General features: G+C 45.9%; 28 protein-coding genes and 1 riboswitch. Of the genes, 7 read left to right on the top strand and 21 right to left on the bottom strand.

Going from position 1 to position 25775, the window contains the following annotated elements; genetic code table 11:
- Nucleotides 1-45: 45 nt before the first annotated feature.
- Together BA724_RS10945 and leuS are read right to left on the bottom strand one after the other, a co-directional pair.
- Nucleotides 46-354: a rhodanese-like domain-containing protein gene (locus tag BA724_RS10945; protein WP_069938711.1), complete on the bottom strand. Its 309-nt coding sequence runs from the start codon at nt 352-354 to the stop codon at nt 46-48.
- A gap of 20 nt (nt 355-374) precedes the next feature.
- On the bottom strand, nt 375-2786 hold the full coding sequence (gene leuS, locus BA724_RS10940) for a leucine--tRNA ligase (RefSeq protein ID WP_069938710.1): 2412 nt from the start codon (nt 2784-2786) through the stop codon (nt 375-377).
- A 250-nt stretch (nt 2787-3036) separates the two neighbouring features.
- On the opposite strand from leuS, the gene mnmL reads away from it, so the two are divergent.
- Both mnmL and mnmM read left to right on the top strand, forming a co-directional pair.
- The gene (gene mnmL / locus BA724_RS10935; RefSeq protein ID WP_069938709.1) at nt 3037-3993 is read left to right on the top strand and encodes a tRNA modification radical SAM protein MnmL/YtqA; all 957 of its coding nucleotides are present in this window, start codon (nt 3037-3039) and stop codon (nt 3991-3993) included.
- Nucleotides 3990-4562 carry a tRNA 5-(aminomethyl)-2-thiouridylate-methyltransferase MnmM gene (mnmM, locus tag BA724_RS10930; RefSeq protein ID WP_069938708.1) on the top strand — a complete coding sequence of 191 codons (573 nt, stop codon included), beginning with the start codon at nt 3990-3992 and terminating at the stop codon, nt 4560-4562. The genes mnmL and mnmM overlap by 4 nt, the downstream gene beginning before the upstream one ends.
- 56 nt (nt 4563-4618) lie before the next feature.
- Here the strand turns inward: mnmM and BA724_RS10925 are convergent, their stop codons facing one another.
- From BA724_RS10925 to BA724_RS10900, 6 genes are all read right to left on the bottom strand, one after another.
- The gene (locus BA724_RS10925; protein ID WP_069938707.1) at nt 4619-5623 is read right to left on the bottom strand and encodes a FecCD family ABC transporter permease; all 1005 of its coding nucleotides are present in this window, start codon (nt 5621-5623) and stop codon (nt 4619-4621) included.
- Complete coding sequence (locus BA724_RS10920; RefSeq protein ID WP_069938706.1) at nt 5620-6648, bottom strand: FecCD family ABC transporter permease; 1029 nt, start codon at nt 6646-6648, stop codon at nt 5620-5622. Before BA724_RS10920 ends, BA724_RS10925 begins: the two co-directional genes overlap by 4 nt.
- Nucleotides 6649-6659: 11 nt before the next feature.
- Nucleotides 6660-7613 (bottom strand): iron-hydroxamate ABC transporter substrate-binding protein, encoded by a 954-nt coding sequence (locus BA724_RS10915; RefSeq protein ID WP_069938705.1) that lies wholly within the window; start codon nt 7611-7613, stop codon nt 6660-6662.
- 120 nt (nt 7614-7733) lie between these two features.
- Entirely contained in the window at nt 7734-8729 is a 996-nt protein-coding gene (locus BA724_RS10910) for an LLM class flavin-dependent oxidoreductase (protein WP_069938704.1), read from the bottom strand.
- Nucleotides 8730-8747: 18 nt separating this feature from the next.
- Complete coding sequence (locus BA724_RS10905; RefSeq protein WP_069938703.1) at nt 8748-9827, bottom strand: tetraprenyl-beta-curcumene synthase family protein; 1080 nt, start codon at nt 9825-9827, stop codon at nt 8748-8750.
- 9 nt (nt 9828-9836) lie between these two features.
- Nucleotides 9837-10646, bottom strand: a complete 810-nt coding sequence (locus BA724_RS10900; RefSeq protein ID WP_069938702.1) for an alpha/beta hydrolase — start codon at nt 10644-10646, stop codon at nt 9837-9839.
- A 105-nt stretch (nt 10647-10751) separates the two neighbouring features.
- Here BA724_RS10900 and BA724_RS10895 point away from each other — a divergent pair, with 105 nt between their 5' ends.
- Nucleotides 10752-11264, top strand: coding sequence for a gamma carbonic anhydrase (locus BA724_RS10895; protein ID WP_069938701.1), 513 nt, complete (start codon nt 10752-10754; stop codon nt 11262-11264).
- A 39-nt stretch (nt 11265-11303) separates the two neighbouring features.
- On the opposite strand, the gene metK is transcribed toward BA724_RS10895, so the two are convergent.
- On the bottom strand, nt 11304-12503 hold the full coding sequence (gene metK / locus BA724_RS10890) for a methionine adenosyltransferase (RefSeq protein WP_069938700.1): 1200 nt from the start codon (nt 12501-12503) through the stop codon (nt 11304-11306).
- A gap of 119 nt (nt 12504-12622) precedes the next feature.
- A riboswitch (SAM riboswitch) is annotated at nt 12623-12731 on the bottom strand.
- A gap of 269 nt (nt 12732-13000) precedes the next feature.
- Between metK and pckA the strand changes: the two genes are divergently transcribed.
- Entirely contained in the window at nt 13001-14587 is a 1587-nt protein-coding gene (pckA, locus tag BA724_RS10885; protein ID WP_069938699.1) for a phosphoenolpyruvate carboxykinase (ATP), read from the top strand.
- Between the two features lie 47 nt (nt 14588-14634).
- Here pckA and BA724_RS10880 read toward each other — a convergent pair whose 3' ends face one another.
- Genes BA724_RS10880 through BA724_RS10865 form a run of 4 tightly spaced genes read right to left on the bottom strand, consistent with a single transcriptional unit; the run spans nt 14635 to nt 16446 of the window.
- Complete coding sequence (locus BA724_RS10880) at nt 14635-14877, bottom strand: DUF2584 domain-containing protein (RefSeq protein WP_069938698.1); 243 nt, start codon at nt 14875-14877, stop codon at nt 14635-14637.
- Between the two features lie 3 nt (nt 14878-14880).
- Entirely contained in the window at nt 14881-15630 is a 750-nt protein-coding gene (locus BA724_RS10875; RefSeq protein ID WP_069938697.1) for an alpha/beta hydrolase family protein, read from the bottom strand.
- On the bottom strand, nt 15627-16103 hold the full coding sequence (ytkD, locus tag BA724_RS10870) for an RNA deprotection pyrophosphohydrolase (protein WP_083256201.1): 477 nt from the start codon (nt 16101-16103) through the stop codon (nt 15627-15629). Before ytkD ends, BA724_RS10875 begins: the two co-directional genes overlap by 4 nt.
- A gap of 34 nt (nt 16104-16137) precedes the next feature.
- Nucleotides 16138-16446 (bottom strand): hydrolase, encoded by a 309-nt coding sequence (locus BA724_RS10865; protein ID WP_069938696.1) that lies wholly within the window; start codon nt 16444-16446, stop codon nt 16138-16140.
- A 123-nt stretch (nt 16447-16569) separates the two neighbouring features.
- Here BA724_RS10865 and BA724_RS10860 point away from each other — a divergent pair, with 123 nt between their 5' ends.
- Nucleotides 16570-16812, top strand: a complete 243-nt coding sequence (locus tag BA724_RS10860) for a DUF6154 family protein (protein ID WP_069938695.1) — start codon at nt 16570-16572, stop codon at nt 16810-16812.
- 64 nt (nt 16813-16876) lie between these two features.
- Here the strand turns inward: BA724_RS10860 and BA724_RS10855 are convergent, their stop codons facing one another.
- Complete coding sequence (locus BA724_RS10855; RefSeq protein WP_069938694.1) at nt 16877-17317, bottom strand: Dps family protein; 441 nt, start codon at nt 17315-17317, stop codon at nt 16877-16879.
- A gap of 119 nt (nt 17318-17436) precedes the next feature.
- Here BA724_RS10855 and ytzI point away from each other — a divergent pair, with 119 nt between their 5' ends.
- Entirely contained in the window at nt 17437-17583 is a 147-nt protein-coding gene (gene ytzI / locus BA724_RS18025) for a YtzI protein (protein ID WP_083256239.1), read from the top strand.
- Nucleotides 17580-17822: a membrane protein insertion efficiency factor YidD gene (gene yidD, locus BA724_RS10850; RefSeq protein WP_069938693.1), complete on the top strand. Its 243-nt coding sequence runs from the start codon at nt 17580-17582 to the stop codon at nt 17820-17822. Before ytzI ends, yidD begins: the two co-directional genes overlap by 4 nt.
- Here yidD and BA724_RS10845 read toward each other — a convergent pair.
- The 7 genes from BA724_RS10845 to BA724_RS10815 form a co-directional block, all read right to left on the bottom strand.
- Complete coding sequence (locus tag BA724_RS10845; RefSeq protein ID WP_069938692.1) at nt 17808-18347, bottom strand: LemA family protein; 540 nt, start codon at nt 18345-18347, stop codon at nt 17808-17810. The two genes, yidD and BA724_RS10845, sit on opposite strands and share 15 nt — an antisense overlap.
- Before the next feature lie 74 nt (nt 18348-18421).
- Nucleotides 18422-19522, bottom strand: coding sequence for an o-succinylbenzoate synthase (menC, locus tag BA724_RS10840; protein ID WP_069938691.1), 1101 nt, complete (start codon nt 19520-19522; stop codon nt 18422-18424).
- On the bottom strand, nt 19512-20957 hold the full coding sequence (locus tag BA724_RS10835) for an o-succinylbenzoate--CoA ligase (protein WP_069938690.1): 1446 nt from the start codon (nt 20955-20957) through the stop codon (nt 19512-19514). The genes menC and BA724_RS10835 overlap by 11 nt, the downstream gene beginning before the upstream one ends.
- Before the next feature lie 58 nt (nt 20958-21015).
- Nucleotides 21016-21834, bottom strand: a complete 819-nt coding sequence (menB, locus tag BA724_RS10830; RefSeq protein WP_069938689.1) for a 1,4-dihydroxy-2-naphthoyl-CoA synthase — start codon at nt 21832-21834, stop codon at nt 21016-21018.
- On the bottom strand, nt 21824-22618 hold the full coding sequence (menH, locus tag BA724_RS10825) for a 2-succinyl-6-hydroxy-2,4-cyclohexadiene-1-carboxylate synthase (protein WP_069938688.1): 795 nt from the start codon (nt 22616-22618) through the stop codon (nt 21824-21826). The genes menB and menH overlap by 11 nt, the downstream gene beginning before the upstream one ends.
- Nucleotides 22615-24318: a 2-succinyl-5-enolpyruvyl-6-hydroxy-3-cyclohexene-1-carboxylic-acid synthase gene (menD, locus tag BA724_RS10820; RefSeq protein ID WP_069938687.1), complete on the bottom strand. Its 1704-nt coding sequence runs from the start codon at nt 24316-24318 to the stop codon at nt 22615-22617. Before menD ends, menH begins: the two co-directional genes overlap by 4 nt.
- Entirely contained in the window at nt 24311-25699 is a 1389-nt protein-coding gene (locus BA724_RS10815; RefSeq protein WP_083256238.1) for an isochorismate synthase, read from the bottom strand. The genes menD and BA724_RS10815 overlap by 8 nt, the downstream gene beginning before the upstream one ends.
- Nucleotides 25700-25775 lie beyond the last annotated feature (76 nt).

Genomic DNA, 25775 nt, shown 5'->3' with positions numbered 1-25775 from the left:
TTTCCGAAAAAAAAACCTGTGCGGATTTGCTCCGCACAGTTTTTTTTAGTTTTTCGGCGCTGTTTCGCCTGTATAGTTCAGCATGCCGCCTGTCATATTTGTTGCTTTATAACCGTTTTCGATTAAGAAACGGGACACATTTTCCGAACGGACGCCGGAGCGGCAAATAATAATGTACTCTGTTTCTTTATCGAGACGATCCAACTGTTCAGGAATCGTCCCCATGACGATATGCTCCGCCTGAGGGATCATTCCTTCTGCCACTTCATCGTTTTCCCGAACATCAATTAATGCCAGCTGTTCGCCATTTTCGAGCTTTTCACGTACTTCTTCACCGGTGATTGTTGGAATCATATGTTTTTATTCCTCCTCGATTAGTTTGCGACGATATTGACAAGTTTGCCTGGCACCGCGACTACTTTCCGGATTGTTTTGCCAGCAAGCTCTTCTTGAAGCTTGTCATTTTGCATCGCGATCTCTTCCATTTGTTCCCGTGTTGCATCTTTTGAAACCATTACTTTTGCTTTTACTTTGCCGTTCAGCTGGATGACAATTTCCACTTCTTCATCAATAAGCTTTGACTCGTCAAATGCCGGCCACGCTTCATACGTGACGGTCCCGCTATGACCAAGCTTTTCCCAAAGCTCTTCCGCTAAATGGGGCGCAAGCGGTGACACTAACTTCACAAATCCTTCCGCATATTCAGCAGGGATCGTTTCTGCTTTATTTGCTTCATTGACAAACACCATCATTTGCGAAATGGCTGTATTAAAACGAAGTCCTTCATAGTCTTCTGTCACTTTTTTCACCGTCTGATGGTATACTTTTTCAAGTGATTTATCTTCACCTGTTACTTTAGGTGTTAATGAGCCATTTTCTGTGATAAGCAAGCGCCAAATGCGGTCAAGAAAGCGGCGTGCTCCATCCACACCATTTGTGCTCCATGCAATGGATGCTTCAAGCGGTCCCATAAACATTTCATAAAGACGAAGTGTATCCGCACCGTGGCTCTCCACGATTTCATCCGGATTGACCACATTGCCTTTTGACTTACTCATTTTTTCGTTATTTTCACCGAGAATCATGCCCTGGTTAAACAATTTTTGGAATGGCTCTTTCGTATGAACGACACCAATGTCGTACAATACTTTATGCCAGAAACGCGCATACAACAAATGAAGCACGGCATGCTCAGCGCCGCCAATGTAAATGTCAACCGGCAGCCAGCGCTTCAGTAAGTCTTTATCCGCTAACGATTCTTGATTATCAGGATCGATAAAGCGCAGATAATACCAGCAGCTTCCCGCCCATTGCGGCATCGTATTTGTTTCACGGCGGCCCTTTTTCCCTGTTTCTGGATCAACAACATTTACCCAGTCTTGAATAACGGCAAGCGGGGATTCACCCGTTCCAGATGGACGGATTTCTGTTGTTTTTGGCAATACAAGCGGCAATTCTGATTCCGGAACCGCGGTCGTCGTGCCATCCTCCCAATGAATGATTGGAATCGGCTCACCCCAATAGCGCTGACGGCTGAACAGCCAGTCACGCAGACGGTATGTTACTTTTCTCATGCCGACACTTTCTTTTTCAAGCCATTCAATCATTTTTATAATACCGTCTTCTTTGTTTAAGCCGTCTAGGAATCCGGAATTCACGTGGGCTCCGTCACCCGTGTACGCTTCTTCTTCTACATTTCCGCCAGCGACGACTTCTTGAATCGGCAGGTCAAACTTTTTCGCAAATTCAAAATCGCGCTCATCATGTGCCGGAACTGCCATAATCGCACCCGTTCCGTATGTGATTAGGACATAGTCCGCAATCCAGATCGGCATTTTTTCGCCATTGACAGGATTTACCGCATATGCGCCAGTGAAGACGCCTGTTTTATCTTTGGCAAGGTCTGTCCGCTCCAAGTCGCTTTTTGATTTTACTTGGTCAATGTACGCATTCACAGCTTCCTTCTGCGCATCTGTTGTGATTTTTGCTACAAATGGATGTTCAGGAGCTAAAACCGTATACGTGGCGCCAAATAGCGTATCCGGACGTGTTGTAAAAACAGTAAATGTTTCATCATATCCATCGATGCTAAATGTCACTTCTGCCCCTTCAGACCGTCCGATCCAGTTGCGCTGCATGTCTTTAATGCTTTCCGGCCAGTCAAGCTCATCCAAATCTTCAATTAACCGATCCGCATAAGCGGTAATTTTCAGCATCCATTGGCGCATTGGACGGCGTTCAACCGGATGTCCGCCGCGCTCTGACTTGCCGTCGATGACTTCTTCGTTCGCCAAGACAGTGCCAAGCGCCGGGCACCAGTTCACCGGCACTTCATCTACGTATGCAAGACCTTTTTTATATAATTGAAGAAAAATCCATTGGGTCCATTTGTAATAATCCGGGTTTGTTGTATTAATTTCACGATCCCAGTCATAAGAAAAGCCTAAAGCTTTAATCTGACGGCGAAAATTGTTAATGTTTTGCTCCGTGAACTCAGCCGGATCGTTTCCAGTATCAAGCGCATACTGCTCCGCTGGAAGACCGAATGCATCCCACCCCATCGGATGAAGCACATTGTAGCCCTGCATGCGTTTAAAGCGGCTTAATATGTCCGTCGCCGTATAGCCTTCCGGGTGTCCGACGTGAAGACCGGCGCCGGATGGATACGGAAACATATCGAGCGCGTAAAACTTCGGCTTATCAGAGTCATTGTTCATTTTAAAGGTTTTATTTTGTTCCCAATATTGCTGCCATTTTTGTTCAATCTGCTTATGGTCAAAATTCATTATTGAACCTGCCTTCCATTTATGTAAGCCGTCTTTTTCACTTTTCGGGAGCTCTAATGAAAAAAACCCCTTCCCAGATAATGGGACAGGAGAAATGTGTCTCTACCCAATGTTGAATAAAAACTCAACGGCTTTCTTCCTTAATCTTTACCTTTCATTTTAGAAAAACTTCACTGATTATGCAAGCGCATTTTACCAGTGCTGCTGTTCATGCTACAATTTAAAACGAGTTTTAAAGGAGGAATGAATCATGACAAACCCGTTTCCGTACGCCAGTGACGACAGACGGTATCATACATGGAACTATCATTTACGAGAGCACTTTGGCCACAAAGTGTTTAAAGTTGCACTTGATGGCGGATTTGACTGCCCGAACCGTGACGGCACAGTGGCATTTGGCGGCTGTACATTTTGCAGCGCAGCAGGTTCTGGCGACTTTGCCGGCGACCGGGTCGACCCGCTTGAAAAACAATTCCACGACATTAAAAATAAAATGCATGAAAAGTGGAAACACGGCAAATACATGGCGTATTTTCAAGCATATACCAATACACACGCACCCGTTGACGTGCTCCGTGAAAAATATGAAACTGTGTTAAAGCAGGACGATGTTGTCGGGATTTCCATTGCGACACGTCCGGACTGTCTGCCCGATGATGTTGTCGAGTATTTGGCTGAATTGAATGAGCGTACGTATTTATGGGTGGAGCTTGGACTCCAGACTGTTCACGAAAAAACCGCACGTATTATTAATCGTGCCCATGATTTCCAAACGTATGTAGAAGGTGTGGAAAAACTGCGCAAGCACAACATTCGCATTTGCTCGCATTTAATTAACGGCCTGCCGCTTGAAACACCAGAGATGATGATGGAAACAGCCCAGGCAATCGCGAATTTGGACGTGCAGGGCATAAAAATCCATTTGCTTCACTTGTTAAAAGGCACACCGCTTGTGAAGCAGTACGAAAAAGGGATGCTCGACTTTTTATCAATGGACGAATATGCAAAACTTGTTGTCGACCAGCTTGAAATTTTGCCGCCTGAAATGATTGTGCACCGCATTACCGGTGACGGGCCCATTGAATTGATGGTCGGGCCGATGTGGAGCGTCAACAAGTGGGAAGTGTTAAACGCAATCCATGCGGAAATGCTGCAGCGTGATACATGGCAGGGCAAATTTTATAAAGGAGCCGTTATGCAGTCATGACCCTCGATGGAATATTGCCGTTTGCACGTCTATTAATCCAAAAAACGGCATCAGATAAAAATTATTTCGTCGACGCAACAGCGGGCAACGGACATGATACTTTGTTTTTAGCAAATTTAGCTGGCGGTGATGGACACGTTTTTGCTTTTGACGTTCAGCATCAGGCAATTGAAAATACAACGGCGCGGCTTCAAAATGCCGGAATTGCCGACCGCGCATCTTTATTTCATGCCGGTCATGAGCAGGCCGAGACGCTCATTCCAGAAAGTTATCATGGAAAGCTGAACGCAGCGATTTTCAATCTAGGCTATTTGCCAAAAGGCGACAAGTCCGTTATTACAAAACCGGATACAACGATTGATGCGATTCATCAATTATTTCAAATGATGAAACCGGGCGGCTTGATTGTGCTTGTTATTTATCACGGGCACGATGGCGGTGCCGACGAACGAGACGCGGTTGTTCAATATGCTGCTTCTCTCGATCAGCAAACAGCACATGTCATTCAGTATGGTTTTATTAATCAAATGAACACGCCGCCGTTTATTGTGGCTATTGAAAAACGGTAAGTGATAAAAAAAAGCCTGGCTCCCGCTGCGCTAATGCGATAAGGAGTCAGGCTTTTTTATTTTTTCACCATTAAATACATAAAATACGGTGCGCCAATTAATGTGACAATGATACCGGCGGGGACGCTTGTTGTAAAAGGCATAAGCCGGCCTGCAGTATCTGCCGCTAACAGCAGTACCGCGCCAATAACAGCCGCGACCGGAACAAAGTGCTGATGCCGGGGGCCTGTTAAACTTCGCGCAATATGTGGTGCCATCAGTCCAATAAATACTATACCGCCGCTGACGGAAACGGCTGCGGATGCAAGAGCTACCGCAACGAACAGAAGCAACATCCGCTCTTTTCCCACTTTTACGCCAAGCCCCGCTGAAGTGCCTTCATTTAAATTCAGCAAATTTAAAACGTTTGATTTCCAAAGAACAAATGGAATAAGAATGCCAACCCATGGGATTAGTGCCATGACAAAATTCCAGTCGTTCCCCCAAATGGATCCTGCAAGCCATCCGGCAATAAATTCATATTCGCGCGAATCAAACTGGGAGGCCAAAATAAGCATACTTCCTGACATAGCCATCGCCATACCCACACCAGCGAGCACAAGGCGCATTGGATCAAGTCCTTCTGTTTTATGATACGAGATGGCCGAAATGATGCCAGCTGTTGTCATGCCGCCAATAAACGCAAAAAGCGGCACCATGTACAGAAACGTAGAAGATTGTGGTGTGAAAACCATCGCATAAACCGCCACCATCAACCCTGCACCGGCATTAATCCCCAAAATACCTGAATCTGCAAGCGGGTTGCGTGAAATGCTTTGCAATATAGCACCGGAAACAGCCAATGCCGCACCGGCAAGCATCGTAATGAGCATACGCGGGAGACGGAAGCTATATAAAATAAGCTCCTCTCTCGGTGTCCCATTGCCAAGCAATGTTTCTAACAGCCTTGCGGGAGGAAGAGACGCTTTTCCTAATGCTGCACTTAAGATAAATAAGAAACAAAGCAGAATAAAGGAAACGGCTAATATAAATCCCGCTTTTCTTTTTAAATGACCGTTCATTGAGTCAGCCGCCCCCTTTTCCGAATTAAATAAAGGAAAAACGGCACACCGATAATAGAGATGACGGCGCCGACTGGTGTTTCAAATGGCGGATTAATCATGCGGGCCGTGGTGTCAGCCAAAACGAGCAGGATGCCGCCGGCAAGCGCCGAGCCGGGAATAATCCATCGGTAATCAGTTCCAACGAGCGCCCGTACAATATGGGGCGTCATTAAGCCGACAAACATGATGGGTCCAGCGACAGACACTGCCGCACCAGCAAGCACGAGTACCACAAGAATAAGGATCACTTTAATAAGCGTTGTCCGCTGCCCAAGACCCTTAGCCATCTCATCGCCAAAACTTAAAATGGTCAGCGATCGTGAAAAGAAAATGGCTGTTAGAAGACCGATGCCGACAATCGGCGCCATTACTTGCAGCTGTGACCAGCTTGTTCCGGAAACACCGCCAGCCATCCAGAAAGCAAGATCCTGGGACAGCTTGAACATAATCGCGACTCCTTCACTAAGCGCGATTAGAAGCGCTGAGATCGAAGCGCCGGCTAAAACAATTCGAAGCGGCGAAAATCCACCTTTTTTTAAAGAAGCAAGCCCAAACAATAAAATGGCTCCTAAAGAAGCACCAAGAAATGAAAACAAGATGGCCATGATATATGTAGTATTTGTAAAAAAAGCGAGCAGACAGGCAAGTCCAAAACTTGCGCCTGCATTTAACCCAAGCAGTCCTGGTTCCGCCAGCGGATTGCGCGTAATTCCCTGCATGATCGCCCCTGCCGTTGCAAAAGCCGCACCGGTAAGGGCCGCGCCGACTTCACGAGGCAGGCGGATACCCATAATAATTTGATCCGCTTCACGGCTCGGGTTATAAGAAAAAATGGCTTCCCAAACCGTTTTTAATGTTAAATCTGCTGCACCGACTGAGACAGAAAGAGCCAGACTGAATAACAATCCCACAAATCCCGCTAAAATGACGAACACTCCCGTCTTAGGACGGGAGGTAATCGCTGATTCTTTTATATTATTCATAAAAAAGCCCTTTATTGTGCCGCTTTTTCGGTTAAAGCGTCCACGATGAATTCCAATTCTTTTTCAATCGAGATCGGATCATTAAAATAAAAAGAGTCAGAATCAAATTTAATGACATTTCCCTCTTGTACAGCCGGGATGTTTTTCCAGAGGTCCGTTTCCATAAAAGTAGAAGATGACACGTTTGCACCCTCTCCTACAAAAATGTAGTCGCCTGCATACTCCGGAATCGCTTCAGCCGAAATCGCTTTGTATCCTGGTCCAAATGCTTCAGCTTCAACTTTTTCAGGCGCTTTAATGCCTAGTGCCTGATAAATAACCTCTGTGCCCCGACCCCAGTTTTGACCATAAACATACGTGTCTTTCCCAAATGTTTCAACAACAGTAGCCGTTACATCCGTTCCGATCGCTTCCTGCACCTTTTTCTTCGCTTCTTCCGCTTTAGCATTCCATTCATCTACCCAGCCTTGAGCCTCTTCTTCTTTGCCGAGGATTTTACCGATTTCAAGATGCTGCTCGATATAGTCGTATTTTTCATATGTCAGGCCGATTGTTGGCGCAATTTCTTTATATTTCGCCATGTTTTCATCACCTGTATATGTAATGATCAAATCCGGTGCTACTTCAAGGAGTGTTTCGTAATCATCCGGCGCAATCACTTCTGCACCTTTCAGCTGATCACCCAAAAATTTACTTTTTGCTGACCAGTCTGTAATGGCGACCGGTGTAACACCAAGCTCAAGGAAGTTACCAGGATATGTTGCCGCCATAACCGCTACACGTTCCGGATTAGCCGGGATTTCAATGTCTCCTTCTTCAGATGCATATGTACGTGTTTCTGAAGCTGCACTGTCTTTGCTTTCATTTTCTGTTTCTTCCTCTGCGCCTTGTGAACATGCAGCTAAAAACAACGCGCTCATGATCACAAGCAATGATAAAATTGAAAATAATTTATTCTTCTTCATGTAATTCGTTCCTTCCTAATGAAAATGATTATCAATGACTAGTAAAATATTAACGAAAATGATTCTCATTGTCAACTTTATTTTGTAAAAAAAGTTCCCTTTCTTAAAGGGAACTTTTTCCTACTGCTTCATTAATCGCGCAAGAAGTTCAAATGACCGCTTTTTTTTCTCAAAATCATACAGGATGGTCACTGCCATGATTTCATCTGCCTCATATTCAGCCGCAAGACGTTCCACCTTTTCCCGGACGGTTTCTGGTCCACCGATGATCATCCGCTTTCGGTTTTCTTCAACGTGCATCATTTCAAACTTTCCGTATGAATACGCCGCCGCTTTTTCCGGGGATGGTGTCCCTTTTGATGGAACCCCCTGTCCCGTCATCATTAATGATAATTCCAAACTGCCGGCCAAGTACTGCGCCTCTTCATCTGTTTCGGCACATATAAGAAAAACAGCAATCGTTGTTTTTGGAGCAGTCATGTAAGCAGACGGCTGAAACAAGCGCCGATATTCAGCCAGCTCTTTTTGTCCGCCATCCCCGTTTATAAATTTTGCAAATGTATAAGGAAGGCCTTTTTCCGCGGCTAACACAGCACTCGAAGGACTTGAGCCAAGCAGCCATACATCAGGCGGTACATCTACAATCGGCGTCGCTTTCACTCCTGTATACGCATGCGGCACCGGCTGATCATGCAAATATGCAAGGACATCATCGATTTGTTCTGGATACCGATCAACCTCCCGTTTCCGCCCGTCTGACAGCGCAAATGAAGCCCGGGGCATGCCGCCCGGCGCCCGGCCTAAACCAAGGTCGATCCGCCCTGGCGCGAGTGCAGCCAGCAACTTGAAATTTTCAGCCACTTTATAAGCGCTGTAATGCGGCAGCATGACACCACCTGAACCGAGCCGGATCGTTGTTGTTTTTGCTGCCAGATGGGCCAGCAGCACTTCCGGCGAGGAACCGGCGAGTGTGGCGGCATCATGATGTTCTGATACCCAAAATCGCTCATAGCCAAGCTGTTCGGCAAGCTGCACAAGCTCAATTGTTTCCTGCAGCGCCTGGGCTGCTGTCTGCCCTTCTGAAATCGGGGATTGATCCAGTATACTAATTTTCATTTGGCAGTGACACCTCTTTTATTTATAAGCTTGCCGCATTTTCCGATACGTTTTGTATGTCCTGCCATTCCAGTAAAAGAAAATACTAGCGGGCCCAGCTGTGTGTACGAGCTTGCGGCAATGGCCGCGCACACTTTTTTTGCCGGCTGCTTTTTCTTCTGACAAATAAACGGCCACAATGCCTTCGATTAGGAATGAATGAAACTTCGCATGCGGCAGCTGCTCTGTTCCCTTTTTCGCCTGCTGTAAAAAGTAAAGAAAACGTTCCATCATTTCTTTCTCATTTTTGTAATACGTGCAGAAGTTCAACTCTCCGTCTTCTAAGTCCTCTTCTTGATCAATAAAATAATCGAGCAAAATGTGAATGCCCTGTCCATACGGAAAATAGCAGTCACGCACCATTCGCGCATAGACAGGTGTAAAAGCCGGCTGCATTGCACACGACATGAGACAATAAACACCCACTGTTGACCCGGTACAGGCCGCAAACTCGTACCACGCCATTTCCTCCGGCAGTTCTGACTTTCGGCTTTCATACCAGCGGATTAAGCGTTCCTCCCGCTCTTCTTCCCGCACATGCTTATGAATCTGCAGCTCGCTGTAGTAACGGCTTAAATCCAGCACATGTGGTTTTGCAGCGGCAAATGACGGGGTTTTTTCCACAACCCGGCGGCATCCCTCAACAAGCGCATTTAAATAGCCGCCGTCATTTTTTGTTTCACGATGGCGATAGTAATCGCTTTTCGGCTGTCCTGGAAAAAAGCAGTCATGAAGTGCTTCGTGTAGCGCTGCAAAGTCATCAGGATTAAATGAGGTCGTCTGGTCACATAAATTATCCAGATAATCACAAATTAACTGATACGGTACAATAAATGAAATCGCCTCGTGAGAATAACTGCCCGCAAGCATCGAAATGACACCGCCTGCTTCACAATGAAAATATTTTTTTTCATACACATCAAGTGCCTGCTGCCGCAGTTCGGGATCAGGTATTCGTTCTGCTGTTTCTTTCCATTTGCTCCATTCCGCTTTAACAGACGGAAAAATGTTTGTGTATATTTTTCGCATTAATAGGAGCGAATTTGTAGGAACTGTCATTCTTTTACCTCACTTTTCAATGATAAACCCAAGTGACCGCAGGCGATTATGAACAAAATCAAGCGCATATTGAAACACATCATCGCGCTCCGGTTCGTTAAAAATTTCGTGATAAAGCCCTGGCCATTCTTTGTACTGCAACTCGGACAGATCAAGTTTTTTAGCAAATATGCGAACCACGCTTCCATCCGTGATCCGGTCATCCCCTGCCTGCATAATCAGATGCGGGATATCAGGAATCTCACCCGGACCTGCTGTCGCGATCTTGATTGCCTGAACGACTTCACGATACCAGCGGACTGATACTTTTCGGACGAATAAAGCATCCTCTGCATCAAATGCCCAAATTTCTTCATTTCGCGTCGCCATATCAGAGGTTAAGCCAGAATCAAATTTCAATGAAGGCGTAACAGTATTTAAGCCATGCGTCATCACATTTAAATGTTTTGGCGGCACATGCTTCATTTTAAAAAGCGGGGAAGATAAAATGACACCCGCGATTTCCGGATTTTGCTCCTGCAAAAAACGGGTGACGACGAGCGCTCCCATGCTGTGACCAAGCAAAAACACAGGCACGTCAAATTGATAAGCCGCCTGAACCCAATCTGATAGTTCATTTGTATATTCTGTAAAAGATGAAATGTGGCCCCGGCGTGCACGTGATGTCATCCCCTGCCCCGGCAGATCGCCCATGACGACGTGAAATCCATTTTGCCGCCACATTTCAATAAGCCAGCCGTATCTTCCATGGTGTTCGAGTGCACCATGCACCATAACAATAACACCTTTTGGCTTTTCTTCGCATTCCCATTTCCACATAGCGTTCTCTCCTTCAAAAACGAAAACCGTTTTTTCTATTATACAAATCTTTTGCCGTTCGATAAAATAAAACGGTAAACCAAATAAAAGAAAGGGGTTTCAATAATGATTTATCCATATAAAGACAAACATCCTGTTATTGCACAATCCGCCTTTGTTGCCGACTATGCAACGATCACAGGTGATGTTGTGATCGGTGAAGAATCCACTATCTGGTATAACACGGTCATCCGGGGTGACGTTGCCCCAACCATTATCGGCCGCCGGGTAAATGTGCAGGATAATTCGGTTCTTCACCAAAGCCCAAACAACCCACTCGTAATTGAAGATGAAGTGACGATTGGGCATCAAGTGATTTTACATAGCTGCACCATTCGCAAAGGTGCTCTTGTCGGCATGGGATCGACCATTTTAGATAATGCAGAAGTTGGCGAAGGCGCGTTTATCGGGGCAGGCAGCCTCGTTCCGCCAGGGAAAGTGATCCCGCCAAACACCATGGCATTCGGTCGACCGGTAAAAGTTGTACGGGAAGTGCACGATGAGGACCGGAAAGATATGGAGCGGATTGTCCGGGAATATGCTGAGAAAGGGCAGTACTATAAGTCCATTCAAAAATAAAAACCATGCCTGGAAAATACTCCAGGCATGGTTTTTCGATTATTTGTTCGCAGCTGATTTTAAGGCTTCCGCTTTGTCCGTACGCTCCCATGGAAGATCCACGTCTGTACGGCCGAAGTGTCCGTAAGCCGCTGTCTGGCGGTAAATTGGCCGGCGCAAATCAAGCATTTTAATGATGCCTGCAGGACGAAGATCGAAGTTTTGACGAATTAAGTTAACAAGCGTCTCTTCCGTAACCGTACCTGTCTCAAAAGTATCAACAGCAATCGATACTGGATGCGCAACCCCAATCGCATAGGCAAATTGCACTTCACATTTATCTGCAAGACCTGCCGCTACGATGTTTTTCGCTACGTAACGTGCAGCATATGCAGCCGAACGGTCTACTTTTGTTGGATCTTTACCAGAGAATGCACCGCCGCCATGGCGCGCATATCCACCGTACGTATCCACGATAATTTTACGGCCTGTCAAGCCTGCGTCACCCTGTGGTCCGCCAATAACAAAACGGCCTGTCGGATTGATGAAAAATTTCGTTTCTGCATCGATCAATTGGGCCGGAACGACTTCATTAATGACTTGCTCACGAACTTCTTTTTGGATTTGTTCAAGCGTTACTTCCGGATGATGCTGTGTTGAAATAACAATTGTATCTACACGAACCGGCGTGCCGTTTTCATCGTATTCAACTGTTACTTGCGTTTTTCCATCCGGACGGAGGTAATCAAGCGTCTCATTTTTACGCACTTCCGTTAAGCGGCGTGCCAATTTATGCGCAAGTGAAATCGGAAGCGGCATAAGCTCTTCTGTTTCATTGCAGGCAAAGCCGAACATTAAGCCCTGGTCTCCTGCTCCGATTTCATCAAGCTCTTTGTCCGTCATTTGGCCTTCACGTGCTTCAAGAGCAACGTTAACCCCAGCTGCAATGTCAGGAGACTGTTCATCGATCGATGTTAAGACCCCTGCAGTTTCTGAGTCAAATCCGTATTTTGCACGGACATACCCGATTTCCTTTACCGTTTCACGAACGATTTTTGGAATGTCCACATAAGATGAAGTGGTAATTTCGCCTGCAACGAGAACAAGTCCAGTCGTTACAGATGTTTCCGCTGCTACGCGGGCATTTGGATCTTTGTCAAGAATCGCATCAAGAATTGCATCGGAAATCTGATCGCAAATTTTATCCGGATGTCCTTCCGTTACAGACTCTGATGTAAACAGGCGACGCTGTTTTGTCATGAAAAAATTCCTCCTTAAAATCAGTGTGTACGGTACTCATTTTCCCTCAGGTGATCCAGAAAATAAAAAAACTCTCCCGGCATTGAGAGAGGAAAGGTTGTTTTTACTCGGGCCTTTCACTCTTATCGTCCAAGGCTGATCCTTGCTCAGGTTTAGCACCTTCTCCGCGCGTTGCGGCAGGTTGCTGGGTTTCACAGGGCCTGTCCCTCCACCAGCTCAGGATAAGAGTATCCGTTCAAGTGTCAATGTTACGAAATATCGCCCTTTGTGTCAACCCGTTTACTCCTGAAAAAACAATTTCCCCGCTCATCTTTTTTGATTATTTCCTATTTTCTTCATATTTAATACTCCAAACAAATTGATCGTTGTTTTGCTCTTTCTTTAAAAAATAAACAAAAATTTTCATCCATTAGTATAGACTATTCAACCAAATGTGTTATACTAATTTCATGTTAACCAAACACATATAAAATTTAAATAAAGGATGGTCGTACATTATGAACTCTTTAACTGTTTCCAGCGAAATCGTCGAGCTGCTGAAAGGCTCAAATATTCTTGTTCAGCCTTCCGTACCTGTTCTTGTTGAAAAGGTACTTAAACGCGGCGAAGGCATTTTAACCGCATCTGGAGCGGTTCGCGCCGAAACAGGCAAATACACGGGCCGCTCCCCGAAGGATAAGTTTATTGTCGAGGAAGCATCCGTTAAGAACAAAATTGACTGGGGTTCCGTCAACCAGCCAATTTCGGAAGAGAAGTTCAACCGTTTGTACGAAAAAGTCGTCCATCATTTAAAAGAAAAAGACGAACTGTTCGTTTTTAAAGGGTTTGCCGGTGCTGATGAAAAACACCGCCTGCCGATTCAAGTCGTCAATGAATACGCTTGGCATAATTTATTTGCCCACCAGCTGTTCATTCGCCCAACTAAAGAAGAACTTCACGTGCATGAAGCGGGCTTCACAATTTTGTCAGCGCCTTCTTTTCAGGCAGATCCGCTTGAAGATGGTACAAATTCTGAGACATTCATTATCGTTTCATTTGAACAGCGCGTTATTTTAATTGGCGGAACAGAATATGCGGGCGAAATGAAAAAATCCATTTTCTCTATTATGAACTACCTTCTTCCAGAGAACAATGTGTTACCGATGCACTGTTCGGCAAACGTTGGCTACGAAGGCGATGTCGCTTTGTTCTTCGGTCTTTCCGGCACAGGAAAAACAACACTTTCCGCTGATCCGCACCGCCGCCTTATAGGGGATGATGAGCATGGCTGGTCCGCAAATGGCGTTTTCAACATTGAAGGCGGCTGCTACGCAAAAACCATCGGACTGACGCGGGAAAAAGAGCCGCAAATTTTTGATGCCATCCGTTTTGGATCCGTTCTTGAAAATGTTGTTCTTGACCAGGATACACGCGAGCCGGACTATGACGATAACACATTGACGGAAAATACACGGGCCGCATACCCACTTCAAGCGATTGACAACATTGTTGATCCAAGTGTAGCCGGCCATCCGAATACGATCATTTTCCTGACCGCAGATGCATTTGGCGTGCTGCCTCCAATTAGTAAACTATCGAAAGAACAGGCTATGTACCACTTCTTGAGCGGCTACACATCAAAGCTTGCCGGAACGGAGCGCGGCATCACAAGCCCGCAGGCAACGTTCTCCACTTGCTTCGGTTCGCCGTTCCTGCCGCTTGAGGCAACCGTATACGCTGAAATGCTCGGCAAAAAAATCGACGAGCATAATGCACAAGTATTTTTAGTCAATACTGGCTGGACTGGTGGCGAGTACGGCACAGGCGAGCGTATGAAGCTTTCTTACACACGCGCTATGATTCAAGCCGCACTAGAAGGTGAGCTGAATCATACTGAAACATACAAAACAAAAGTATTTGGCCTTGAAATCCCACTTCATGTACCGGGTGTGCCGGATGATGTATTAATTCCGCGCAAAGCTTGGGCGGACGAAGACGCATTCATGGAAAAAGCAAAAGAATTGTCTGCGAAGTTCCGTGAGAATTTCACAAAATTCAACGGTGTCGCAGCCCAAATCGAGGAAAAAGGCGGTCCACAGCTTTAATGCAAATAAGGTCCACAGGATGACTTCCTGTGGACCTTATTTTCTGTTTAATTCGTTGATTTTAATGAAACGAGTGTATACGTGATGGTTGTAGAGTCTTGCTGCCATTCTACTTTTTTAATAAGAGCTGTGCCGCTTTGTTCACTATCGATTGTTTTATGAACAGCGATCGGGATATCAATCGGATACAGCCGGTAGCCACTTTTTTTCAATAAAAACCGGTTTTCTTCCTCCCGCACTTCATTTCCTTTAGTAACAATCATCGTATTTAATTCCATTGACATTCCCATCAGTTAGTCCCCCTTCATCCATTTCGCAATATGACCGACAATTTGCCGGTTGACTGCAGGTGATATGTAATGATCATATTCGTCAAAATACATCGTTTCCGCATGGTGCACAGCTTGTTCCAGCCGATAAGCGTGTTCCACTGATACATTTTTATCCAGCCGCCCATGAATGATCAATACGGGCGCTTTTATGCGGCCTGCATCACGTAATGGTGTCCGCCACTCGTACTGCTCAGGCACTTTTTGTGGTGTCCCGCCAATGACACGTTTCATCATTCGGCGCATGTCTTTTCGCTCCTCATATGTGAGCGTCATATCCGATACGCCGCCCCATGTAACCATAGAAGCGGCCGGTCGGTGAATCGCTGTTAAAATGGCCATGACGCCGCCTCTGGAAAAGCCAAAAACATGAATACGGCTGCTTTTCACACGCGCATGCTGTTCCAACCAATCGAATGCGCAAAAAGCGTCTTCCCGATCATCTCCGGCGAAGTCTTCATTTCCTTCACCACCGCGGTTGCCTCTATAAAACGGTGCAAACACAATAAATCCCTCTGCTGCAAATTCGGCAATTCTGGCTGGCCTCACCATGCCAACGCCTTTGATGCCGCCACGCAAATATAAAAATCCATCATGCAGCTCATCATCAGCCGGTTCTGCCAAAAATCCTTTCACTAAAAGACCAGCAGATTCATATTGGACCATATAAAGACGCACATGTGGATTTGGCGATGGATACGGTATGCAGGTCATCCTACCAATCCCTTCCTTTTCACTTCAGACAGCGCAAGCGCAATCATGTCATCTTTCATTAAAAACGAATAGTTGTCTCTAAAACGCACATGCAGTAAATCTTCTATTTCGATGTAAGGACCATCCGTTTCTAAATAATCGTCTTTCTTCTCTATATCCGTTACTTGTGCGAAAAAAACCGCTTTTAAAAAGGGCATTTCAGGAACATGCACATAGTATTCACCAATGAAATGCAGGCCGGATACAACAGCACCGGTTTCTTCCGCCACTTCCCGGCGGGCGGCTGCTTCAAGTGCTTCACCCGGCTCTATTTTTCCGCCAGGACATTCCAGCCCGCGCACCTTATGCTTCGTTAAAAGCCATGCTTGTTCTTTCCGGCATAAGACGAGGACGTGAGACGGCTTTTGGCCGAATGCACCCTTTTCAAAAGTCATTGTAACGGTATAACCATTTTCGTCCGTAAAAAAATGCAACCGGCATCCCTCACCCTTGCTTGCTTTCTCCCTATTATACGTTATTTCTCCATTTTTTTATATGCTCCCGCGCCTCTTCATCCCCGAGTTCATATATTTTTTCATATACTGCCGTCATGTACCGGTCATACTGATCGTTGTCAGCATCTTCATGATACGGAATGGCTGGAAGGTGCGCCCTCCAAAATGTACCGAAATCTGCATCATTCACCCCATTTAGAAGCTCGCGCAACGATCGAATTTCTTTATCATTGGCGAAAACACGAAAATTCCAGGGCGACACATCAGGCTTCGACTGAATTTCCCCGCTGGCAATTTGAACATAATAGGGCTGCTTTTCCATATGAATCCCCTCCTTTTTACAGGATGCTCTCTTTTCTTTTCATTCATTCAATAAAAAAAGTTGGAATATGATAGCGTTTTCATGTATAACTATATATATATTCTTGAAAAAGGAGGCACAGCAATGAAATTCGTGGATGAGTTATTTGAACTATATCGTGGCCGGCTGCAGGGAACGGAAGACGACCTCGATATGATCACGCTGACCGTTCTTGGTGAAATGTCTGAAGCGGATATATTGTCGGTCATTGGAGAAATGCCGAAAGACGAGCTTGCCTGGCTGTTCCGAGTGTATTTGTACGAAGGGCTAAAGGAAAAATTTAATCAAGATCAGATTCCAATTCGTCACAATCGCCAGTTTCATTAATACATAAAAAAAAAGCGGAGAATTTGCTTCTCCGCTTTTTTGTCGCCATTCATCGATTCGTCAATTATTTTTCAAGAAACGATTTCAGCATCCATAAGTGTTGCTCGAGACTTTGGTGAATCGCAAGAAGCATATCTCCAGTTGTTTCATCTCCTACTTCAGCCGCAAGATCCATCGCTTCTTTTAACTCGCCTGTCAGCGTAGTGAAATCATCTACAAGAGATTGAACCATTTCTTCCGCCAACTCTTTCCCTTCCGCTTCTTTTACACTTGAATTTTCCAGTGATTCTTTAAGCGTTGCAATCGGTTTTCCATCCAGCGCTAATAGACGCTCGGCCAATTCATCAATATGAACGCTTGCTTCCGTGTAAAGCTCTTCGAATTTCGTATGAAGAGTGAAAAACTGGGGTCCTTTTACATACCAATGGTAGTTATGAAGCTTCGTGTACAGAACCGTCCAGTTTGCAACTTGTTTGTTTACACTGTTAATTAGTTTTTTTGACATAAAAAAATTCCCTCCAGCTTATATGTAATTTATACCGATACCTACATTATACCCGCCTTGTGCAAAAGTAAACAAAAACGTGTTACACTATGAAAAAAGGGGGATTTTTTATGTCGACCATGATGATTGTTATTATTATATCTATTATCGTTGTTCTTGTAGTGCTCGCTTTATCCGTTTTAACAATTAATAAAGGGTACAGCTACAAGCACACAATCGACCCGCCGAAACATAATTTATCTGATGAAACACGTGAAGACAAATGAAAAAGTTGTTCTTGCTTTTGATCCGTTTTTATCAAAAAGTGCTGTCACCAATGAAACCGCCGATATGCCGCTTTTATCCAACCTGCTCTCATTATGGATATGAAGCTGTTCAAAGACATGGGGCGTTAAAAGGCGGGCTGCTTGCTATGATCCGTATTTTAAAATGCCATCCCTTTCATCCGGGCGGCTTCGATGAAGTTCCTGAAAAATGGCCAAAAAAAAAATCAGACCGCGGCTGATTTTTTTTCGGGGTGGCTGAACAGCTCCTTTGGCTCAAAGCCAGCCAATCCTGCTGTAATGTTTGCCGGGAAACGACGGAGTGCTTCATTTAATTGCTTGGCTTGTGTATTGTAAGCACAGCAGGCGTTTGGCATTTCCGCTACTAAACTCTCAGCTTGAGCATGAAGACGAATATAGGACGCAGATGTTCGGAGACGCGGACAATGCTCAGCAGATGCAATCATTTGATCCGACAGCTTATCCAGCTTTTTACACAGCAGCACCTTTTCCTCGATTGGCATGTGATCAAAGCGGTCACGCAAAACCATCATTTCTGCCAAAATCCCTTGTGCATCAAGGTCATAAGCAGCGACCTTTTCCGCCCACTTCGCATGCACCTCTACCCGCTTTTTCATAAAAAGATCCACCTCATGAAACGACTCATTCAGTTTTACGTGAAGCTCTTCCAACCATCTCTTTTTGCGGCTAAACAGAAAAAAAGTAAGAGCCGCTGCGGTACATGCCATCCAAATTACAACTGCCATGGGCTGACCTCTTTTCTGTTTTTCTTACTCCTTTCTACTTCTTTTCCCAAAAAAAGTTTCAATAAAACGACAATTCAGACAAAATAAACAGCTTCTTTTTTATTTTCGAGCCATTTTCGGTTGACTTTATAACCAATTCCCGCTTTTTTAGACAGCTGAATCCGGCCTTTTTCGACAAAAATACCTGGTTCAATGACGTCTGCTTCCCAATAGTAATCCGTAGACACGATATCTCCCGGCATTGTAAATCCCGGAAGTGAAGCGAGAGCAATATTATGAGCGCGTGAAATGCCAAATTCAATCATCCCTCCGGCCCACATGTCCACATTTTGCCGAAGACAGCAGTCATGGATGCGCTTCGCTTCTGATAAACCGCCAACGCGGCTGAATTTAAGATTGATAACCTGACAGGCCCCCATTTCAAGTGCACAAACTGTATCATGAAGCGACCGAATGCTTTCATCTAAACAGATAGGCGTGTGGATTACTTTCTGCAGCTTCGCATGATCCCACATATCATCTACTGAAAAAGGCTGTTCGATCATCATAAGCTCAAAATTATCCAGCTTTTTTAAATGATCCTTATCTTGCATGGAGTACGCAGAATTAGCGTCCGCCATTAATGATAGGTGAGGATATGATTGACGAATGGTGGTTAACAAAGAAATATCCTCTTCCCGGCTGATTTTCACTTTAATTCGTTCGTAACCCGCCTCAATGAATGTTTGAATTCGCTCTAACATTTCATTTGTTGTCTTTCCGGCTGCTACTGCTCCGACCGGAATCGACGTGCGTGTTCCGCCTAACACCTCAAAAAGCGGTTTGTTTAACTGTTTCGCATATAAATCCCAAATCGCCGACTCTACCCCCGCTTTAGCCATTCGATTGCCCCGAATCACAGAAAATACATGAGCGATTTTTTCCGGATGATCGATTTGCCGATCTTTAAGCAGCGGAAATAAAAAATTTTTAATGACGTGCCATTCCGTTTTGACCGTTTCTTCGGTATACCATGGCGTGGAAAAAGCAGATGCTTCTCCCCAGCCGACTATTCCTTGTTCATCTTCTGCTTCAATGATAATCGCTTCACGATTCGTTACCGTTTCCAAATGTGTATGAAATGGCTTTTTCAGCGGCATTGAAACGACATACATTTTCAGCTTTTTAATCTTCATCCTGTTCACTCCATTGCTTTGCCAGCTCACGCCGAAGCAGCTTGTTTGCGGCATTTCTTGGCAGCGCATCCACTTTTACAAAATAAGCCGGAACTTTATAACGGGCCAGCTTTTCCCGGCAAAAATCGATTAGTTCTTCTTCAGAAACCGGTTGTTTGTTTACATAAAAAGCGGCCGGCACGCTGCCCCATTGGTCATTGGGCACACCTGTGACGCCCGCTTCAAGAATCGCTGGATGTCCAGTCAGCACAGACTCAATCTCAGCCGGATAAATATTTTCCCCGCCGGAAATGATTAAGTCGGAGCGGCGGTCCAGCACATATAAAAAACCATCTTCATCGAGACGGCCAATATCGCCCGTTCGAAACCAGCCATCTTGAAAAGCTTGTTTATTGACATCTGGGCGATTTAAATAGCCCGGTGTCACGTTTGGGCCGCTTACCAAAATCTCGCCTTCATCCGCTCCGTCAATTTTGACCGCACATGGAAATAACGGTTTCCCTGCTGAACCGAGTTTTCCAAGTGAATCCTCCGGTGCAAGTGTGACGATTTGAGAAGCTGTTTCGGTCATACCGTACGTTTGGAAAACGGGAATTCTTTTTGCTTTACATGCTTCAAGAATGGAAACAGGCGCCGGTCCCCCGCCAAGAAGCATACAGCGCAGACGAGAACTGTAATCACCCTCCAGCTCATTCAGCATCCCTGAAAGCATCGCTGTAACGACAGACACCATCGTTGCATCACCTGACTTTAACAGTTGATTCACACGCTTCGAATTAAATTTTTCCATTAAATGCACTTCCATGCCATACAATACACTTTTCATCAAAATTGAATAGCCTGAAATATGAAAAAGGGGCACAGCGCAAAGCCAGGTGTCATCTGAATGAAGACCAAGGTTCAGCGCGGAAGCCACAGCACTCGTATAATGATTTCCATACGTTTGAATGACTCCTTTTGGGCGGCCGGTCGTACCTGATGTATACATAATGGAACATGTTTCTTCCAGGGAAAATGTGTGACGAACTTCAGCAGCGGTTGAAACTGTTTCAATTCCGGTGATGAAAAGAGACTGTATGCTGGGAATAAGCTGGGCTTTTTCAGTGTGTTCCTGATCGTATAGCAAATAAACCGCCTTCGCATCATGAAGCTGCCAGGCAATTTCATCCGTTGTCAGCCGGCTGTTCAACATAACAGCCGTCGCACCAATCTGTTGCAGTGCATATATCGTAAATACGGTTTCAGGCTGGTTCGCTGCCAGTACACCGCAATAGTCACCCTTTTGAATACCTGCTGAATATAATCGGTCTGCTGTCCGGCACGTTTCATCAAACAGCTGGGAGAACGTCCATTTTCGTTCATTAAAAACAAGCGCGCTCCGATCTGGTGTTAAAAAAGCGCGCTGCTTCAGCCAGTTCGGCATATTCATTACCATCATCCTTTCTATCGAAAAAAGAGTGTCCATAAAAAATGGACACTCTTTTTCTTATTGTTTACGGAAATCTCGGGAACTGGCCAAAGTCCGGATCGCGTTTTTCTTTAAATGAATCGCGTCCTTCTTTTGCTTCATCCGTTGTGTAATAAAGAAGTGTCGCGTCACCGGCAAACTGCTGCAAACCAGCAAGACCGTCTGTATCCGCGTTCATCGCTGCTTTAATAAAGCGAAGTGCGGTCGGGCTCTTCTCAAGCATTTCTTCCGCCCATTGTACCGTTTCTTCTTCAAGCTTTTCAAGCGGCACCACAGTGTTGACAAGGCCCATATCGAGCGCTTCTTGTGCATTGTACTGACGGCACAGGAACCAAATTTCACGCGCTTTTTTGTGTCCAACGATGCGGGCAAGATAACCTGAGCCATAACCTGCGTCAAAGGAGCCGACTTTTGGACCTGTTTGGCCGAATACCGCATTGTCCGCTGCAATCGTTAAATCACATACAACGTGAAGCACGTGGCCGCCGCCGATCGCATAACCCGCTACCATCGCGATAACCGGCTTTGGAATCACACGGATCAAGCGCTGCAAGTCAAGCACATTTAAGCGGGGGATTTGATCGTCGCCCACGTACCCGCCATGGCCGCGTACTTTCTGGTCGCCGCCAGAACAAAATGCTTTCCCGCCTTCTCCTGCTAAAATAATCACGCCGACCTTTGAATCGTCTCGCGCACGAGCGAATGCATCAATCATTTCCGTGACGGTTTTCGGACGAAATGCGTTATGTACTTCCGGACGATTGATCGTCACTTTGGCAATGCCATTATACGTTTCATACTTAATATCTTCATATTCACGTTCTTTTACCCAATTAACTGCCACTTTGTTGCCCTCCTTTTATGTTTAACAAAAACTTCTTTACTATTGTACCAAATTTTTCGCGTTGCTCCACATGAATTGCATGACCAGCTCCTTCAAATTCAATCCACTCGCAAAAAGGGATCAAGCTGCTCATTTGACAAGCGATCTGAGTAAACTTTTCGTCCCGCGTGCCTGTCAGCAGCAAGACAGGCATCTGCAGGTTAGAAAGCCGTTGCCAATAAGAGGACTGACTGCCTGTTCCCATCTGGCGGAGTGACGATGCAAGCCCTTCTGATGACTGATTTAGACGCTCTGAACGAATCATTTCCCGGATTGAAACCGACAGCGATTTTTGCGAGCTGAACATTGGGATATTCTCCCAAAAATCAACAAATGGAGCAATGCCATCCTTTTCAATCCTTTGTGCCAGCTTTTCATCCGACGCTTTTCTTTCAGCGCGTTCCTGCTTGCTTTCGAGTCCGGGTGAAGCGCTCTCTAAAATGAGAGAGCGGACCGCTTCCGGATAAAGAAGCGCCAGCGCCAGTGCCAGCCGCCCGCCCATTGAATAGCCGACAAGATGAAAAGACGCAAATCCTTGCTGGGTCATCATTTTTTTTAACGCTGACGCTTCTGCTTCAAGACTGGATGAAAGACGTGTTGTCCGGCCGTGCCCGGCGAGATCCGGCATAACTAGCTGAAAGGGGAGAGGGTTTTCAAACCCTGCCCACGTACGAGAGCTTCCAGTGAACCCATGCAAAAAAAGTACTGGTTCTCCCTTTCCTTCTATTTGAAAAAAAAACGTCATCGGATCACCTTTTTCACCGCTTCTATTGCATTTTGCCATAGCTTGCGATGAATCGCCGTGTTTTCTGCCCGGTTTGTAAATGCTTCTAAAATGGTTATGCCTTCACGTTTTTCCGTCAATTCTTTCTCGAGCTGGGCAGCACTTGTTATCCGAGCATAATGGCAGCCATATAATGCCGCTGCATGATCGAACTTTAAACCGGACGGTGTGCCGAATAACCGTTCAAAATGTTTTTGTTCACCCGCTTGCGGCAAATAAGAAAAAATACCGCCACCGTCGTTGTTCATGACAAGAACCGTCATCGACAATCCGTTCATTTTCGCTGCAAGCAGCCCATTTACATCGTGAAAAAAAGATAAATCGCCCATGACAGCAAAAACATTCTCACCACTCGCGGCAATACCAAGTGCAGTCGAAACGAGCCCGTCTATGCCATTCGCACCCCGATTTCCGTGCAGACGGACGTTTTGTTCGCCTGCAAACAAGAACGAATCGAGGTCACGGATCGGCATACTGTTTCCTGCAAAAACAGAAGCACCATCCGGTACTGCCTGCAAAAAGCGTTGGAACAGGGCACCTTCATCCATCCCTTCTGCTTTTTTCATTTCGGATCGGGCTGCCGCGTTTACATCCTGCCACATTTTCGGCCAATCGGCTCGTTTCTGATCCAGTCGTTTAACCATTTCACTGCAGAAAGCCACCTCATCAACGTTGATCATATGCGTTGCAATATGTGACGGATCACGCCAGCCTCCATCCGCATCGACAATCATGTGTGGAATCTTGTGGTGGCGTTTCATAAAGAGCATTAGCGCTTTGGACACTGGAAGCGCGCCGAACCGGATAATCGCTTCCGGTTTTAAAGCTTCCTTTACTTCATCATCCCGTAAAAAAGCGTCATAGCTGTCGATCGCTTTATGATTTGCCCGAAGCTGCGAAAGCGGATCAGCCACAATTGGCCAGCCCGTTTTTTCGGAAAGCGAAACAATGGCATCAGCTATTCCCGGTTTTATGATTTCACCCGCGACAATCAGCCCTTTTTCAACTTGAAGCGCTTTGGCAATGTCATCCATCATAATTGAATCCGGCACTTTTTTACCAGAAATCAGTCGCACAGGTGCCGGTATCAACATTCGTTCATAAACGCCGTCATAATCCGGCAACAGCGGCTCCCGGTACGGAAAGTTCAAATGAACAGGGCCAGCGGGGGCAGTGAGTGATTCAAACACCGCACGCGCGCCTTGTGTTCGCACGTATTGTAAAGTCGTTTCCGCCGCTTCCGGCAGCGCCATTTCCGCAAACCATTTTGCTGTGTGTCCATACAAATGAAGCTGGTCAATCGTTTGCGGTGCGCCAACGTCACGAAGTTCCGGCGGGCGGTCCGCTGTTAATACAATAAGTGGAACCCTTGAAATTTTCGCTTCAGCGACAGCCGGCATGTAATTTGCGGCTGCCGTGCCGGATGTACATAAAAGCGCCACCGGATGCTGCGAGGCTTTCGCCAAACCGAGGGCAAAAAATCCCGCTGATCGCTCATCTACTTGAATAAACGTGCGCAGCCGCGGATGCTCTTCCATCAGCAAAGCCATCGGTGTTGAACGGGAGCCCGGACTGATTACTGCGTGCTTGACGCCGGAGCGGACAAGGCTGTCGATAAAATGCGCGTTATACTGTGTCATATTGTCTTGATGGTTATTCATTGCCGCCTCCAATCGCCCGCAGCATCGGCCGCAGTTTCATATTCGTTTCATCGAGCTCAGTTTCCGGATTGGAATCCGGTACAACTCCGCAGCCGGCATATAAAAAGGCTTCATTTTGCACAATCAGCCCTGAACGGATGGCAACGGCAAACTCTCCATTTTTCCGATAGTCCATCCAACCGACCGGCGCCGCATAAAAGCCCCGATCCATTTCTTCCAGGTCGCGAATGACTCCGAGCGCCTTTTCCCCTGGAAGCCCCCCTAATGCAGGTGTTGGGTGAAGTGTTTCCACAAATCGTAAAATTGAATCTTCTTCATTTGCCTCGCCAACGACCGGTGTATACAAATGCTGGATGTCTCTTACTTTCATGACGACCGGCGCATCCGGCACTGTCACACTTCGGCACATTGACTGCATCTCCTGGCGAATCATTTGCACAACATAGTCATGTTCAATCCGATTTTTATCATCATGTAATAACTCTTCAGCTAGTTCCGCGTCCTCCTGCTCTGTTGCACCACGGGCCGTTGAACCGGCCAGGCAGGTCGTCAATACGGTTTGAGACCGCTTTTTTACAAGTCTTTCCGGAGAAGCGCCTAAAAAACAGCTGTCCATCGCTTCCATTGAGAAAACGAAGCTGTCCGGCTGCCCTTCATCCAAGCGCCGCAGAACACGGTCGGATGATACCGTTCCGTCAAAAACCGCTGTTACTTTCCGGGCAAGTACAACTTTTTTCAATTCAGCATCCGCTTTAATTTTATCGACAGCAGCCTGAACCGACTTCTTCCAGGCTGCTGTATTACCGGCACGAAGCTCCATCAGCACGGCTTCTTTTTCAGATGGATGTTTCATATCGGATAGGATCGCATGCTTTCGTTCTTCAATTCGGTCAAATAAAGGACTTGAATCTACGTCTTCGCAAACCATATTGACCGTCACATACATTTCACCGCCATACATTGTCATCATCAGTTCCGGCACATAAAAAAAAGAAGGCGCAAACCGGGACCATTCTTCTCCCTGCGACCGCATCGGATCAAAAGAAAAACCGCCAAATGCGACAGGACCTGTCCCATAAATATCATACGGGTTGTGTATCGATGAACGGTCCATAAATGCATCCCACTGCGATTCCACATCCGCGAAACGGCCGGAACTTGCGCTTTGGATGGTCCGGACACTTCCCAATCCGGCAATGACCCGATCGCCGTCGCGGTCTTTAAAATAAAACCGCTCTCCTTTATACCATTCTTTTCCGTTTTCATAAAAACGGATCGGATCGCCTTTTTCTACTTTTTCTACATAGCTGAACAAAGTCGAACCGTTTATATCATTTATAAAATCAACAAAGGCCCCTTTAAGCGGATGCCCCTTTATCATAGCCAATGAAACCCCTCCATTGTGCCGACCACATACGGCCAAACTTCTTTAGCCCCTTATTTTACAGGACATTAAG

This window comes from Domibacillus iocasae, assembly GCF_001750285.1.
Classification (GTDB): domain Bacteria; phylum Bacillota; class Bacilli; order Bacillales; family Domibacillaceae; genus Domibacillus; species Domibacillus iocasae.
Note: the sequence above shows the minus strand (reverse complement) of the source record. Positions and strands in the feature narration are given on the sequence as shown.